Below are 14,633 nucleotides of genomic sequence, written 5' to 3'. Positions count from 1 at the left end.
CAACTCTATTTTCAGCGAGGTTTCTATGCTCTATCCCTGATGCAGCAAGCTCTCTAGGTACGTTGTCACCCGTTAAGGAAAAAGCCTCGGGCAAAATTCCCCGCCCGAAAACCCTCCCATCGGGGGAGGGGAACGGTTCGACCCCAACTTAATGTCTCGATCCTAATACCAACCTGAACCTTATCCGAACAGTATTGCATCACAGGTCAACTCTCAGGGTCAGCTTTCGGTTATAGGGGCAGCTCTGGTGAATACTATTAGAGGTTAGAGAGAAGAGTTTGGGTTAAAGCCCAGGGGGAATCGTGCATTTTCAGTCTGTGATTGCGACACTGAATGACTTTTGGGCCAAGCAGGGCTGTGTGGTTGTGCAGCCCTACGATACGGAGAAGGGGGCAGGGACAAAGAGTCCTCATACATTTCTCAGGGCGCTGGGGCCGGAACCATGGTCGGTGGCCTATGCGGAGCCCTGCCGTCGCCCGGCCGATGGCCGCTATGGGGAGAACCCAAATCGCTATCAGCATTATTTCCAATACCAGGTGCTGATTAAGCCATCCCCTAGTGATATTCAGGACATATATATAGAGTCGCTACGGGCCCTGGGGATCAAACCAGAAGACCATGACATTCGGTTTGTGGAGGATAACTGGGAAGATGCGGCGGTGGGCGCCTGGGGTGTGGGCTGGGAAGTGTGGTTGGACGGCATGGAGATTACCCAGTTCACCTACTTTCAGCAGTGTGGCGGAATCGACTGCCGTCCGGTGTCTATTGAACTGACCTATGGATTAGAGCGGTTGACGATGTATTTGCAGGAGGTGGATGCGATCGCCAAAATCCGGTGGAATGATCAGCTGACCTACGGTGATATCTATATGCAGGCGGAGATCGAGAACTCGACCTATAACTTTGAGGCCTCGAATCCAGAGTTGCTGTTTAAGCTGTTTGAGTTGTATCAGCAGGAGGCAGAGCAGTTGATGGATCGAGGGCTGGTACTACCCAGTTACGACTATGTGTTGAAGTGCTCCCATGCTTTTAATTTATTGGATGCCCGGGGGGTGATCTCGGTAACAGAACGGACTCGCTATATTCGCCAGGTGCGGGGGCTGGCCCGGCGGGTGGCACAGCTTTACTTAGACCAGCGGCAAGCCTTAGGATTTCCATTGCTTGGCCATCAGGCGGAAAGCGTGGCTTAGAAAGTGTCAAAATCTGTCCTTTGACGTAAGTCAATTAATGCTGAAGCCAGAGGCTAAGCCTCCTCTAGCTAGGCTACGGTGCTGGTTACCAACCAATGGATAGCCATCTATCCAGCCTTAGCCAGTCTGTGGAGTTATTGATGACAGTTATCCCTTGGGGAAAGAAGCCTTTTGTTCAGCAGCGTCGCCCAGGACTAACGCTCCGATCTCGAGAGGATGCTGACGCTGGGTCTGGCCGAACCCTGCTAGGGGCTGGGCGATCAGGACGGGTTTATCGCCTGAGCGGTGAATCAGCCCATATTGCCCGCAAAGTATTTTTTGGTGAGGCCGCTACCCATCTGGTGCACTATATATTTTTTGGGGCTCCTAACCCCTACATTTGGAACCAAGATGCCGTGATCTGTGCTTACTATCGGCGCAATATTCTGGCTGATTTGGTTAAGGTTTGGTTTGGTGACCAACTGCGGGTATCCAAGGCCCTAGGCAGCGGTTGGGATCAGGCTAGTCGGGCCTTTTACCTAGACACTGAGTTTATAGCAGGTCGACCAGTCGCCTTGTGCCAGCCGTTTCGATCAGAGCGCGATCGCGAGTTACCCCAACAAGTTCACGGCATCATGGAGCCTTTGCAGCAGCACTTGCAGCAGTCTGGTTTTGATGGGCTACTGTGGCAGGTGGGCAAGGGCAATCCTTCGGCTTTAAATAATTTTTTGCTAACAGATGATAAGAGTAAGGCCTGCCACTTTGCCTGGATTGACCTGGAATCAGGGGTGCCAGCGCTTTTTCCGCTAAACCTACTGACGCTGTTTCGGTTTTATTTGCCCCAAGCCCTACGGCGCAGACAGGCTCTGTTTGATGATGTAGATATTCCTCGACTACAGCGTTACTTAACCGACCAGCGTCTTACTTTGATAGCCACGTTGGGCGCAGAAGCCTACTGGCTTTTAGTGGATAACGCCAGACATCTTGCCCACCACCAAGTGCGGTGGAAAACCCTGAGCCGATTGGCTAGCAGCATTCAGTACCACGTCGCGAAAGGGCGCTTAACCGCAGTTGCCGCCGCCGCCGCCCTGGCTCATCCGTGGCGGTGGTATAGCCAGGAACTGACTCGCTTGGCCCAGGTAGGGCTAACGAAAGTCCTGATTAGCTTTCCCCACACTGTTTGGAACCGTTTACGGCGGGTCCATTATGGTCACCTGCTAAGTTTACTGTGGCGGTCCTGCATGTCCCATCGTTATCGCTTACATCTGGCCCGGCGCTATGTCATCAGCCGAGTTCAGGCTTGGCAAGACCGGGAACAACTGAGTCCAGCTGAAGCCCAACGCCTGCGTCAGCGCCTTGAGGCTACGAAGAGTAGTGATTATCTAAATGATTTTTGTGTACATTTGGCCTTAAAGCTGCCAATTAAAGCTGTACGGTATGCGCTCTTGCCTATCCTGTATGGTTTCGGCCTAATTAATGGAGTGATACTGGCCCTGTTGATGGTGAGTGGGGGTTTAATTATTCGTCAGCTGTATACTCTATTGCGCATAGGGGAAGCGGCTTTCAAAGGACAATCCATCCCCTGGGTTGCCTTTGGGGTTGGGTTTATCCCGTTTATGAGTACGGCGGCTTACCCTTGCCAAATGATGTATTCGGCCACCGAAAAGCCTGGCGATCCGATGGCGCAGTTCATTCTTTACGATAGTTTGACTCGTATTGGGGGCTGGGTGCCTGCTTGGGGCGGCCCAGATACGTTGATTGAACATTGGTTTAACCGAGGAGCCCACTGGTTAATCAATACTCTAGGGCGGCTCAACCCATAGGACTGGCACGGCTTGAGGTTACTCGATTTTATGGCGACTGTCTTTTGGCTACTGTAGCTGTTCCCAAAGAGGAAGCTGTAACAGTTCATCGATAGTGATATCTAGATAGGTCTGATTCCCATCATCGATGGGGTTTTGGCCAAAGTAGCCGCGATCGCCGTCGTGTTCGTGGGGGCCGCTGGGTATTGCCTGGTAGCGATCGGCACGGCGGGCCTGGTTGAAGGAGGAGGCCCAGGTCCAGCGCCAACGGGATGGAAAAATAATGCTACCGACGTTGTCGACCAAGTCCTCTGAGCCATGGTAATGGTAGACCTGCCTGGCATGGTCGAAGCCACTGCGGCCATCAAAAACACCCCCCATGGAAATGACCGTGAGTTCAGCGGGGAGCCATGCTTTGAGGTGCTCGACAGCACCAAGCGCCACCTGGGCGCCGCCGCTGGTACCGATCAACACCAGTTGAAAGGGGTCATCCAGGTCTTTGGGTACAGGATGAGTGTCGTGCATCCGTTCCACAATGGTGGACGCGGTGCCTCGATTGTAGGCTTGGCCATAACGACCGTCGGCAGACAGGGCTACCCGCCAGAGGTTACGCATTTGCAACACAATGCCAGCCGGGTCAACGGCGCTGTCATCATTTTCTTGGCTGGTTTGCCAGAGCCAGCTAAATAGGGGTTGACCGCCAATGTCTTCGCTAACGGCAGAGTAGGGAAACACGTCTCGCACCACCACACAGGCCGGCAGTTCTGCTTCTAGTCGATCTAAGAAAGCCGCTTCGCCATCGGCCAACTCTTGGGCCGCCACATCACCTACCCCAGTGAGAAAGACGATGTAGCAAGCAGGGGCAGGGGCCGTAGCATCCTGGCTAAGATCGGGCTGCTGGTTGGCCAGACCATTGCCAGATTGAACCCACCAAGACAGGGTGCTAATCGGGGCCACAGTGCCCCAGGCCATAAAAAACAAGCCTAACGTACCGAGCAGCTTGCCGGTATCGCCGACGGCACGGGTCGACAACGTCTGGAGCAAGGGTTTCATGGCACAGATTTAGGGAAAGATGGTGTTGGGGTAAGATTACAACGATTTTAGCGGCATGGAGTTGCCTAGACGGTGGATCAACAATCTTCGCCCAAGTGGGTTGGGTCAGTACTGTGGGAAGCCCTAACCCTTGATCAAGATTTCTATGAGGATGCTCATAAGGATGCCAAGACAGAACGGTTGGCTCCGGTGATAGTTTGGTTAGCCGCCATCTCCCATGGCATAGGTAGTAGTTTTATTTTGGTGATCTACCAACCTGGGCTGCTAAAGCTGGGACTAGGGCTGGTGATAAACACGCTGAGTGTGGTGGTCGGTTACTATCTGTGGACCTACACCATTTGGCAAATTAATGCTCGCCTCAAAACCCGCACCCCGGCTTATCAGGAGCTGCTGGCTCCGGTGGGGTTTGCCTACACGCCTCAAGTGCTAGGGTTTTTGACGGTCATCCCGCTGTTTGGGCCGCCCCTGCGGCTAGGGCTGGCGGGATGGAGTTTGCTGGCAGCGATCGTGGCGGTACGCCAGGGGCTGAACCTTAGTTTGGCTAGGGCAATGGTGATGGCTGGGGTGGGATTTACTCTGGTCCAAGTTGCAATCGGCTTGATACAGCTATGGATGCAGGCTTGGGCCAGTGGCTAAGCAGCAGCACTGACGGGGCTTTTACTCGCCTATGGACATCTAATCTACTGACCCGATGCCCACAGGCAACTGTCTAGGCCTGTTGGAAGGTGGCTCCTAGGCCAGCACCAATTTCTTGGGGGGAGAGTTTACCATCATGATCCAGATCGAGGGCGTCGAAGACGGCATCGGTGCCGAGCCATTCTTCACGGGTGATAAACCCATCCCCATCCAGGTCGTAGGCTTTGAATAGATCATCGCGGGCATGGGTGACCATCTGTTCTCCCTGAGACAGTTCGGTGAGACGGCCAGCCAGCAGATCTTCCAGGGCTTCTAGGGCTTTGCTGAAGCCTTTGATGCCTTCGTCTAGCTTTTCTTTGGCCATGGGATCTTGGTCATGCATAGACCGGAAGGTAGATTCATCGACGGAGAGCTTTTTGATCTCCATGGATGAGGCTTTATCCGGATCTAGCTTTCGGGGCAGATCGGCTTGGGTTTCATCCAGTTGGGCTAACAGTTTTGGCGAAATGGTCAATAGATCGCAGCCAGCCAACTCGGTAATTTCGCCAATATTACGGAAGCTAGCTCCCATCACCTCAGTGTTGTAGCCAAACTTCTTGTAATAGTTGTAGATCTCAGTCACAGAAAGCACCCCAGGATCTTCGTGGGAAGGATACTCGTCACGACCGGTATCTTTTTTGTACCAGTCGAGGATGCGCCCCACAAAGGGAGAAATCAGCGTCACCCCGGCTTCGGCGCAGGCGATCGCCTGATGGAGGCCAAACAAAAGGGTGAGATTACAGTGGATGCCTTCTTTCTCTAGGACTTCGGCGGCTTTGATGCCTTCCCAGGTAGACGCCACTTTAATCAGTACCCGCTCGGGAGAAATGCCAAATTCGTCGTACTGCTGAATAATTTCGCGGGCTGTGGCGATCGTACCTTCAGTATCGTAGGACAAGCGGGCATCCACTTCGGTGGACACTCGGCCAGGGATAATGTCGAGGATTTTGCGGCCAAAGGACACTGCCAATCGTTTAAAGGCCAGATTAGCAATATCTTTCTCTGACGCCCCAGACCCGGCATCGGCCTTGGCTTTGAGTAGGGTATCGTCAACAATTTCGTAGTACTGGGGCATTTGCGCCGCCGCCGTAATTAGAGACGGGTTGGTGGTAGCGTCTCTTGGGGTGAATTGTTCGATGGCCTGGATATCACCGGTATCAGCGACCACTACGGTCATTTGTCGAAGTTGCTCTAGCAGGCTGGCCATAATTTTCTCCTGAAGCTAAGGGGGCAAGGCTGTTTACATTGTAAGCAGAGGATCAGAGGGCGTCATCTACCCTTAAGGGAGGGTACTAAAGGATTACAAAAGATTTTGTTGCCAACGCGAAACTATTCTTTCCTAAACGTTTTTTTAACGTTTAGGCGCGTTGCTGGGTTACAACTTGGCCCCAGGATGGGCAAAGGACCTGGACCGTACCCCTTAGGGCCAGCTGGCAATCGTCACCCAAGCTGGCTTTCCCCATGGCCGACTACTATCTGTTGACACAGTTTGGCCAAACCTTGGCATGATAGGAAGGATTTACTGGGGAGCGATCCGACAGGCTATGCTGACTTCCTTTTGGCAACAGCTAACGCTGGCAAATTTCAGTTTTGACCAGTGGCGACAGGTGAGCCTTTTGCACTGGCTGCTGGCCCCGCTGCGGCGGTGGCGCCAGGGTAGTTGGTTATTGCAGTGGGCCGACTGGATTGGCCTGGCCATTGTGGTGGTGCTGTATGCTTTGGCTCCTTATGTTTCAACCACCCTGATTGGGGTACTGATGCTGGCGGCGGCAGCCCTGTGGCTGCTGCTGACGGTTACTGACGAGGCAGGTGTTGGCTTGACCCCAGTCCACATTGGAGTGGCGGTGTACTGGGGGGTGATGGTGCTGGCGACGGCGGTATCTCCGGTACGGGGGGCGGCCCTGAGTGGGTTGATTAAGCTCACCCTGAATATTTTGCTGTTTTTGCTGATCGCCCGGGTGGCCCGTCACCCCAGAGCCCGGAGTCTATTGATTTTGTCGTATATTCTGACCTCGCTGCCGGTGTCAGTCTTTGGGTTGCGGCAGTACTTTTTTGGGGTCACGGCGTTAGCCACCTGGATGGATGCGGAGTCTGCCCTGGCCGATGCCACCAGGGTTTATAGTTTTTTGGGCAATCCTAACTTGCTGGCCGGGTATTTGATTCCAGCCGTGATGTTTAGTGCGGCGGCGGTGTTTGCCTGGCCCCGCTGGTTGCCTAAGGTCTTAGCGTTGCTAGCGACGGGGATCAATACCCTGTGCTTGATTCTGACCCTCAGCCGGGGGGGCTGGGTGGGCTTTTTGATTGCCGGGTTTGTGCTGCTGACCCTGGTGGTAGAGTACTGGAGCATTTGGTTTACACCGTTTTGGCGGCGATGGGCTCTGCCCGTTTTGCTGGGGGGAACGGCGGCCCTACTGGTGCTGGGGGTGCTGTCGGTGGGGACGCTGCGGGCTCGGGTGCTGAGTATGTTCGTGGGCCGGGCCGACAGCAGCAACAACTTTCGAATCAATGTGTGGGCTGCGGTGGTTGATATGATTCGCGATCGCCCGATTCTAGGCATCGGCCCCGGCAATGATGCCTTTAACCAGGTGTATCCCTTTTACCAGCGCCCCCGCTACACGGCCCTGAGTGCTTACTCGGTGTTTTTGGAAGTGCTGGTGGAAGGGGGAATTGTGGGTCTTTTGGCCTTTCTTTGGCTAATGCTGATGATTTTTCAGCAGGGTTGGACCCAACTCCAAAAGCTGCGAGAAACCCAGGCAATTCAGGGCTATTGGTTGATGGGGGCAATCGCCTCGGTGGCGGGCATTTTGGGCCAGGGCATTGCCGATACGGTGATGTATCGGCCCCAGATTAGTACCCTGTGGTGGATGGCGATCGCGATCGTGGCCAGCTATTACGGGAGCCTGCAGGGCATGCCCCAGCAGCGATCGTTTAAGCTGCGCTGAAGGGGCTGGGAAAAATCACGATGCCGACGCGATCGATGTGGTCTTTGAGTTGAGCGCAATCGAGACTGTCGTAATGCACCATGTCAAAAAAGTAGGGCAAGGGCTTCTCTTCATTGAGACAATCGGCCAGGGCGGCAACGGTGCGGGGGGTAACGCGATCGCCCTTGATTGCCAAATCCACGTCAGACCCGGGTTTATAGTTGCCCTTGGCGCGGGAGCCGAACAGCACCACTTCCGCAATCTGGTCAAACGTCTGAATAGCATCCGCAATGTGCTGGAGATCGCTATCGAGCAAGCCATAAGGCATGATTACAAGGCTTCCAGTTTGGCTTTGAAGGTGCTGTACAGGTCCGCCAACAGAGGGAAATAATCATTGCGGATGCTGGCTTCCACCGCGATCGCCGTCTGCTCGTTATAAGTATGAGCCATCAGGTTGCGGTCTTGTAGGGCCTTCATCCAGTCATGGCCCCGGATAATCAGCTCAGCTTGATAGGCTTGCTTGATGGTTTCCCGAGGGGTCTTCACCATAAACCCTTCCAGTTCTTGGTAGTCCTTCAGCAGTTTCCAGGCCAGTTCAAAGGCCAGCTCGAAGAACTGAATCAACCCCGCCCGTTCTACGACAGAGGGGCTTTCAATCTGCAGCGCCCTGGACAGCAGCAAAAAGCTCCGCTCAAAATTGGCGAATCGCTGCACCCAGCGAATATCAGGATCCACGAGTCTTTCCTAGGCTCTACGGTCATTTAAAGCATACGACGTTTACCCTGCCGTTACCCCTCAGGTTTGGACAACCGCCATCTGCTAGGGTTGATTAGAGCCTGAAACAGGTCAGCCCAACCCGGAAGCACTATGCAGGAGGCACTATGGCCGTTGCTCTCTACAAGTGGACCCTAGACCGCTACCACAGCGCCATCGACGCCGGGGTGTTTGAGGACCAAGCCGTCGAGCTATTGCGGGGAGATATTGTCGTTATGGCTCCAGAACGGGAACCCCACGCCTGCTACAGCAGCATGGGCGCAGACTATCTCCGTCAGCTTTTGGGCCAGCGGGCAGCGGTGCGAGAAACCAAGCCGATCACATTACCCAATGACTCGGAACCCATCCCCGATGTGGCGATCGTGCAGCCTCCCCTAGAGCGATACCTGGACCACCATCCCTACCCAGAAGATATTTTTTGGCTAATTGAATACGCCAATACCACCCTGGCAAAAGACCTGGGCGAAAAAAAAGAGGCTTACGCTAAAGCTGGCATTCAGGAATACTGGGTGGTGGATTTGCAGCACAGCCAGTTGAAGGTATTTCGTGACCTAGCCAAAGGACAGTACCAGACAGAGTTAACCCTCCGCCAGGGAGATCTGTCTCTGCCTGCGTTTGAGAACCTACAGGTCCAGGTGCGTCGCTTATTTAGCTAGGGTAGATCCCCGGGTTCTTTGACCTATCAGCCCAATTTTGGAATAGTCACCAGCAGAACCCGGGGATCTTGACAGGCTAAGTCGATCCTTAGAGAGGTTGTGCCAGCCGTGGCAATGCTAGATTGAAGGCAAGACCGTTTGTAAATTATCGTTAATTTTTGATCGCCATGCTGATTCTTTCTGCAACCAAGGGCAACAACTTGGCCCTGGCCGAGGCCTTTGCCGCTGAAGCTACCCGTCAGGGCCTGTCTACAGACCTGATCGCCTTACCCGACCTGCAAATTCCGCTGTACGACTCGGTGATGGGCGGCGACAGCGTGGGGCCTGGGCTGGCCAAACTGGAACAGGCACTCAAGCAGCACAAGGGGTTGGTGATCTGCGCCCCGGAATACAATGGCTCGATTCCGCCGGTGGTGAGTAATGCGATCGCGTGGCTATCGGTCAGCAGCTCAGACTTTCGGGCGCTATTCAATGGTCGGCCAGTGGCGTTGGGCAGCCACAGCGGCGGCGGTGGCCAAAAGGTGGGACTGGCCATGCGGCAGCAGCTGTCTCACCTGGGCTGCAATGTGATCGGGCGAGAGGTGCTGGCCAACAGCCAGAAGGATGCTAACCCCGATGCGATCGCGGCGGTGGTCAGCCAGTTAGCCGAAATCGAACCGGCCTATGCCGGGGTACCTGCTGCCGTTTAGGGTAACGGCTGGTCGCGGCTATCGCTGGTCCCACTGGTCCTTCATCCGCTGGATGCGCTCCAGCAGGGTTTCGTTGGACATACGGGAGTTCAGCCGCTCCACCAGCAGGGGAAAGGCCAGGGGGGAGGGGCGTTTGGTGTCATGCCAGACCACAGCGCGCTGATCGAGGCGGCTGAGGGTTTTGGCCAGGCGCTGGGTTTCCAGCTGGTCTTGCAGCACTTCCCGCTCCGCCTGCTTTAGCAGCAGGTTATCGGGCTCGTACTTGGTAAACACGTCGTAGAGCAACGAGGTGCTGACCTGGAGCTGGCTGGAGGTTTTGCGGGAGCCGGGATAGCCCTTAAACACCAGCCCGGCCACCTGGGCAATGCCGCGAAATTTGCGCTGGGTGAGTTCTGAGATATTCAGGCTGGCGCGAATGTCGTCTTCCAGGTGATCGAGGCTGAAGAAGGCCATGGAGAATAGGTCCTGGTAGGGATAGCCCTTGGGACCCAGGATTTCAAAGCCGTAGTCATTGACGGAAATGGTGAAGGTGGCGTTTTTTTGTTTGGCGAAGCGGTAGCCCCAGAGAAAGCCGAGCCCTTCGTGGACGAAGCGACCTTCGAGGGGAAAGACGTAGAGGTGGTGGCCTTCGCGGGTTTTGCAGCTTTCGATCAGCAGTTCGTCGGCGCTGGGCAGGGTGGATAGGCGCTGTTGGGCAGCCAGGATCGGGGCGATGGTGCGGATTTCGGTGGCGGGACAATCCTCGCTGCTGCCACCGAACTGGGTTGGCGCGGCCTCACCGGAAAAAAATCGCGCCGCTTCGATTTCGTGGCGCAGGTGGTGGCTGAGGGTGTCGGAGATGGCCAACTGGCCGCCGCCCCAGGTGGGGGTAACGGTGGATTGTTTGCGGGTGCTTTTCACGTACAGCACCATATCTTTCAGTTGGAAATATTCCAGCTGTCGTCCGGCGAAGAAGAATACGTCCCCTTTTTTCAGCCGCGACACAAAGGATTCTTCCACGGTACCAATGGGTTTACGGTTGGTGTAGACCAGTTTGATCGGCGTGTTGCTGGTAATGGTGCCAATGCCCATGCGGTGGGTGCGGGCCAGTTTGGCATCGCTGATGGTATACAGGCCCTGGTCTAGCACCACCTTTTTGTAGCGGGGATAGGCCCCCAGGCACTGACCACCTTTCTCAATAAAGTCCAGCACCCACTGGTATTCGTCCTCAGTCAGGTGCCGATAGGCCAGGGTTTGGCGCAGGGTAGCCAGGGTACTATGGGGAGCAAAGCCATCGCCACAGGCCAGGGTAACCAGGTGTTGCACCAGCACGTCGTAGGGTTTGGGCTGGGGGCGGCGGGTTTCCATATCCCCCAGGTCCAGCCCCCGGCGAAAGGCGGCAATTTCCAGCAGTTCCAAGGCGTTGGTGGGCAAAAAGAATACCTCTGCGGTACCCTCCGGCACATGGGCACTGCGTCCGGCCCGCTGCAACAGTCGGGCCAGGTTTTTGGCGCTGCCGATCTGGACCACCCGCTCCACGGGCTGGAAGTCGATCCCCAAATCCAGGGAGGAGGTACAGACCACCCACTTGATGTCACCCGTTTTCACCCCGGCCTCGATCGCTTCTCGTTCTTTGACATCAATCGATCCATGGTGCAGGGCAAGGCGGCTTTCATAGTCTGGCAGGGCAAACCTCAGGGCCTGGTACCAGCGTTCGGCCTGGTTGCGGGTGTTGGTAAAAATCAGGGTGGATTTTTCTAGATCCAGCGCTTCCACCAGGGTTTCAAACAACCGTAGACCCAGGTGTCCGGCCCAGGGAAAGGTGTCTACCGAGTCGGGGCGAATGCTGGTGATCACCGTGTCCCGCTTTAGGTTAGAGCGAATGATCACCGGCTCGGTGCCCAAGCCTACGGCAGTTTGGGCCGCTTCTTCCAGGTTGCCCAGGGTGGCGGAAAGCGCCCAGGTTCGCAGCTTAGGTTGCAGCGATCGCAGATGGGCTACACATAACTCCGCTTGGGTGCCCCGCTTGGAACTCATCAGCTCGTGCCACTCGTCTAGAATCACCGCTCGCAGCTGGCCAAACCGCTTGGCGCTGCCTTTATAGGACAGCATCACCGCCAGGGATTCTGGGGTGGTGATCAGGATCTGGGGCATCTGCTTCAGCTGCTTGGTTTTGCGGGAGGAGCTAGTATCTCCCGTGCGCGATTCCACCGTTAGGTTCCAGCCCATGGCCTCGATGGGGTTTTTGATCGCCTGCTCAATATCCCGGGATAGGGCGCGCAGGGGGGTGATGTAGAGGAGCTGTAAGCCTGCGGTGGGCTGGGCCAACATTTCAGCGATCGCGCCCATGACGGCGGCATAGGTTTTGCCAGAGCCAGTGGGGACCTGCACCAGTCCACTGCGCCCCCCCAGGTAGGCGGCCCAGGTTTCGGCCTGAAACAGCAGGGGTTGCCAACCCCGCGTCTTGAAGTAGTTCAGGATGGGAGCAAGGCGGGGATCAGCCGTCACAAAACAGACTCAAAATTGGGTTAGTCGATGTCTAGCCAATGGCTTCAAAGCAGGGGGTAGATTCTCGCCCGGCTGGGCGTAAACGGACGCGATCACTCTCCCCTGCCCCCCGCAACAGAATCTCGCGACAGAATAAGGAGAATTACTGAGGAGCCAGGGCTCCCATTTTACCGCTTTGATAATCCACCATGGCCTGATAAATTTCCTCGGTGGTATTCATCACAAACGGTCCATGGCCAACGATCGGTTCATCCAGGGGCTGGCCACAGAGGATCAATGCCGTCGTATCTTGGAGACAGTCGAGAACCAGGGTGTTGCCAGCGCGATCGCAAATTCCCACCTCTGCCTCCGCAATGGGCTCAGAATTTCCCACGCGCACAGCCCCCTGCAGCACCACCACCAGCGTCGTGTAAGCTTCAGGCACCTCTAGGGCCACTTGGTGCCCCGCCCCCAGGCGAGCATCCCACACCTGAATCGGGCTAAAGGTCTCGGCAGGCCCTTGCGCCCCAGCATAGGATCCGGCAATCACCCGCAGGCTTCCCTGACCGTCGGGCAAGGTCACCACTGGGATCTGAGCTTTGGTAATGCCCTGGTAGCGGGGTGGGGCCATTTTATCTTTGGCAGGCAGGTTCACCCACAGTTGCGCCATCTGGAAGGGTCCCCCCTGCTGGGCAAAGTTGGGGCCGTGAAATTCTTCGTGCACCAGCCCAGCCGCAGCGGTCATCCACTGCACATCCCCAGGACCAATGATGCCGCCACCCCCCGCAGAGTCGCGGTGCTCGACTTCTCCGTCATAGACAATGGTGACCGTCTCAAACCCCCGGTGGGGATGCTCACCCACCCCCCGACGGGCCGTTGTGGGGGGAAACTCGGCCGGGCCAGCGTAGTCCAGCATCAGAAACGGACTGAGCAGGTCTCCCATACCAGAATAAACAAACAAGGTGCGCACCGGGAAACCATCCCCCACCCAGTGGCGACCCTGGGGGCGTTGGATCGTTTGCAGGGTTTTGGCTGTACTGGGCTGGTTCAGGATAGGCATGGCGGCAAGGGGGACAGAATCAGAGTAAAAGTCACCTTTCTAAGGTAACGAATCTCAACCGTCCTCGGTGGAGCCTTCAAGCGCTTTTAGGGTTTCCTGAGGCCTTCGACCCGTGGCCATCTCGAAGTAATAAACGCTACGCAATATGACAGCCAGGCCAGCCAGCCAGCCCTCAATGGTAGGATACGCTTGAGCCTTAGCGGCTGTGATCAGCGCCAGCCAGGCAAAACCTCTTTACAACCTATTGGCAAGGAGCATCTATGCAGACAAGAGTGGTGCGGAGCATGGCACTGGGGGTTGCAGCCGCCCTATCGACGGTGCCTTTAGCCAGTACAGCGGGCTTAGCCCAGCAGTTCGCGGACGTCCGATTCAACCTGACGGAAAATCCAGCCTTGATTCGAGCCTGCCGCCAGTTTAATCGCACCACTGAAGTCTTCGACAATACAACTCTAGGGCCAACCAGTAATCGGATTGGCACCCTGGGGGCGGGGACACAGGTGCGCTTGACCGGTGTGCTGCAACAGGGACGAGCCCAGGTCTTTCTGGCTGGCAGCGACCTATCCCCCATCCAACCCGTGGGCTGGGTAAATGCGGCCAATTTAACCACCTGTGGTACTGTTTCCCCTCCCCCCGCAGCTCGGGCCTGCTTCCGGGCCGACTCAGCCCTGAATGTGAGAGCGACCCCCACCTCCAGTGCACCGCTGGTCGGTAGCTATAGCCCCGGCAGCACGATTGTGGCCAGTACTAACCCACCCACCCAGCGCACCTCCCCCGGCGGTGCCCCCGACTTTGGCCGGATTTGGCTGGAAGTGGCGATCGCCAATCGAACCGGCTGGATTGCTCGCAGCGGTCAGGGAGGGGTCGGCAGCAACATCACATCGATTGCCTGCCCTTAAAAGGACGGATCGCGATCGCTTAGGTAACTTCTAGGAAACGTTCTACCGAGTGGTGGGCAAAGCCCACCCACCCCTGTCAAGGTGGCGGTACTTTTCCCGAAAACCCCTGGGGCTGCGGGGCTGCGGCCACAACCACCAGGGAGTAAACTCCCTGGCTCACCGCAAAAGTCTGCTAAAGCAGACTGGGGAACTCGGCTCCCAATCCTCTTCAGAGGATTTCGGCTTTGAGCCTTGGACTTCTAGTCCTTGGCTCAGCGGCCAATCCGAGGGATCGCCCCCTAAATCTGCCTCACCTTGACAGGGCTGGCAAAGCCCACCCTACGAAAGCCACGATCGCTGACAACAAGCGGAATTGTCTTGCTCAGAAATCTCCTTAGGCTTGCCACTCACCAAATTATTAGATGACAATTACTTTGGCGGGTGACGACAACTATTTTGGCGGGTAGTACAGCGCTAGGAATAGCCGACGTCA

The 14,633-nt window shown here is 56.0% G+C and carries 13 protein-coding genes; 7 read left to right on the top strand and 6 right to left on the bottom strand.

Annotation, left to right across the window (positions count from 1 at the left end):
• Positions 1 to 302: 302 nt before the first annotated feature.
• Both glyQ and E1H13_RS24805 read left to right on the top strand, forming a co-directional pair.
• On the top strand, positions 303 to 1,190 hold the full coding sequence (glyQ, locus tag E1H13_RS24810; protein WP_169617655.1) for a glycine--tRNA ligase subunit alpha: 888 nt from the start codon (positions 303 to 305) through the stop codon (positions 1,188 to 1,190).
• A 140-nt stretch (positions 1,191 to 1,330) separates the two neighbouring features.
• Positions 1,331 to 2,992 (top strand): hypothetical protein, encoded by a 1,662-nt coding sequence (locus E1H13_RS24805; protein WP_169617654.1) that lies wholly within the window; start codon positions 1,331 to 1,333, stop codon positions 2,990 to 2,992.
• Positions 2,993 to 3,040: 48 nt separating this feature from the next.
• Here the strand turns inward: E1H13_RS24805 and E1H13_RS24800 are convergent, their stop codons facing one another.
• Positions 3,041 to 4,024, bottom strand: coding sequence for a hypothetical protein (locus E1H13_RS24800; protein WP_206071023.1), 984 nt, complete (start codon positions 4,022 to 4,024; stop codon positions 3,041 to 3,043).
• 72 nt (positions 4,025 to 4,096) lie between these two features.
• Here E1H13_RS24800 and E1H13_RS24795 point away from each other — a divergent pair, with 72 nt between their 5' ends.
• Positions 4,097 to 4,660: a hypothetical protein gene (locus tag E1H13_RS24795; protein WP_169617653.1), complete on the top strand. Its 564-nt coding sequence runs from the start codon at positions 4,097 to 4,099 to the stop codon at positions 4,658 to 4,660.
• A gap of 73 nt (positions 4,661 to 4,733) precedes the next feature.
• Here E1H13_RS24795 and E1H13_RS24790 read toward each other — a convergent pair whose 3' ends face one another.
• Positions 4,734 to 5,909 carry a transaldolase gene (locus E1H13_RS24790; RefSeq protein WP_347404220.1) on the bottom strand — a complete coding sequence of 392 codons (1,176 nt, stop codon included), beginning with the start codon at positions 5,907 to 5,909 and terminating at the stop codon, positions 4,734 to 4,736.
• Between the two features lie 334 nt (positions 5,910 to 6,243).
• Between E1H13_RS24790 and E1H13_RS24785 the strand changes: the two genes are divergently transcribed.
• Entirely contained in the window at positions 6,244 to 7,641 is a 1,398-nt protein-coding gene (locus tag E1H13_RS24785; RefSeq protein WP_169617651.1) for an IctB family putative bicarbonate transporter, read from the top strand.
• On the opposite strand, the gene E1H13_RS24780 is transcribed toward E1H13_RS24785, so the two are convergent.
• Both E1H13_RS24780 and E1H13_RS24775 read right to left on the bottom strand, forming a co-directional pair.
• Complete coding sequence (locus tag E1H13_RS24780; RefSeq protein ID WP_169617650.1) at positions 7,628 to 7,948, bottom strand: nucleotidyltransferase domain-containing protein; 321 nt, start codon at positions 7,946 to 7,948, stop codon at positions 7,628 to 7,630. The two genes, E1H13_RS24785 and E1H13_RS24780, sit on opposite strands and share 14 nt — an antisense overlap.
• A 2-nt stretch (positions 7,949 to 7,950) precedes the next feature.
• Positions 7,951 to 8,355, bottom strand: coding sequence for an HI0074 family nucleotidyltransferase substrate-binding subunit (locus tag E1H13_RS24775; RefSeq protein WP_169617649.1), 405 nt, complete (start codon positions 8,353 to 8,355; stop codon positions 7,951 to 7,953).
• 146 nt (positions 8,356 to 8,501) lie between these two features.
• Here E1H13_RS24775 and E1H13_RS24770 point away from each other — a divergent pair, with 146 nt between their 5' ends.
• Positions 8,502 to 9,050, top strand: coding sequence for a Uma2 family endonuclease (locus tag E1H13_RS24770; protein WP_169617648.1), 549 nt, complete (start codon positions 8,502 to 8,504; stop codon positions 9,048 to 9,050).
• A gap of 167 nt (positions 9,051 to 9,217) precedes the next feature.
• Positions 9,218 to 9,739 (top strand): NAD(P)H-dependent oxidoreductase, encoded by a 522-nt coding sequence (locus tag E1H13_RS24765; protein ID WP_169617647.1) that lies wholly within the window; start codon positions 9,218 to 9,220, stop codon positions 9,737 to 9,739.
• An 18-nt stretch (positions 9,740 to 9,757) separates the two neighbouring features.
• On the opposite strand, the gene E1H13_RS24760 is transcribed toward E1H13_RS24765, so the two are convergent.
• Positions 9,758 to 12,226: a ligase-associated DNA damage response DEXH box helicase gene (locus tag E1H13_RS24760; protein ID WP_169617646.1), complete on the bottom strand. Its 2,469-nt coding sequence runs from the start codon at positions 12,224 to 12,226 to the stop codon at positions 9,758 to 9,760.
• 142 nt (positions 12,227 to 12,368) lie between these two features.
• Entirely contained in the window at positions 12,369 to 13,265 is an 897-nt protein-coding gene (locus E1H13_RS24755; RefSeq protein WP_169617645.1) for a pirin family protein, read from the bottom strand.
• 284 nt (positions 13,266 to 13,549) lie between these two features.
• On the opposite strand from E1H13_RS24755, the gene E1H13_RS24750 reads away from it, so the two are divergent.
• Positions 13,550 to 14,161 carry a hypothetical protein gene (locus E1H13_RS24750; protein WP_206071021.1) on the top strand — a complete coding sequence of 204 codons (612 nt, stop codon included), beginning with the start codon at positions 13,550 to 13,552 and terminating at the stop codon, positions 14,159 to 14,161.
• The last annotated feature ends 472 nt before the right edge of the window (positions 14,162 to 14,633 follow it).

The organism is Nodosilinea sp. P-1105, from assembly GCF_012911975.1.
Lineage (GTDB): Bacteria > Cyanobacteriota > Cyanobacteriia > Phormidesmidales > Phormidesmidaceae > Nodosilinea.
Note: the sequence above shows the minus strand (reverse complement) of the source record. Positions and strands in the feature narration are given on the sequence as shown.

Bases quoted from the DNA above. Each gene is read 5' to 3' on its own strand.
- E1H13_RS24750 (WP_206071021.1), top strand. From the start codon at position 13,550: ATGGCACTGGGGGTTGCAGCCGCCCTATCGACGGTGCCTTTAGCCAGT.
- E1H13_RS24785 (WP_169617651.1), top strand. From the start codon at position 6,244: ATGCTGACTTCCTTTTGGCAACAGCTAACGCTGGCAAATTTCAGTTTT.
- E1H13_RS24805 (WP_169617654.1), top strand. From the start codon at position 1,331: ATGACAGTTATCCCTTGGGGAAAGAAGCCTTTTGTTCAGCAGCGTCGC.
- E1H13_RS24755 (WP_169617645.1), bottom strand. From the start codon at position 13,265: ATGCCTATCCTGAACCAGCCCAGTACAGCCAAAACCCTGCAAACGATC.
- E1H13_RS24800 (WP_206071023.1), bottom strand. From the start codon at position 4,024: ATGAAACCCTTGCTCCAGACGTTGTCGACCCGTGCCGTCGGCGATACC.
- E1H13_RS24765 (WP_169617647.1), top strand. From the start codon at position 9,218: ATGCTGATTCTTTCTGCAACCAAGGGCAACAACTTGGCCCTGGCCGAG.
- E1H13_RS24770 (WP_169617648.1), top strand. From the start codon at position 8,502: ATGGCCGTTGCTCTCTACAAGTGGACCCTAGACCGCTACCACAGCGCC.
- E1H13_RS24780 (WP_169617650.1), bottom strand. From the start codon at position 7,948: ATGCCTTATGGCTTGCTCGATAGCGATCTCCAGCACATTGCGGATGCT.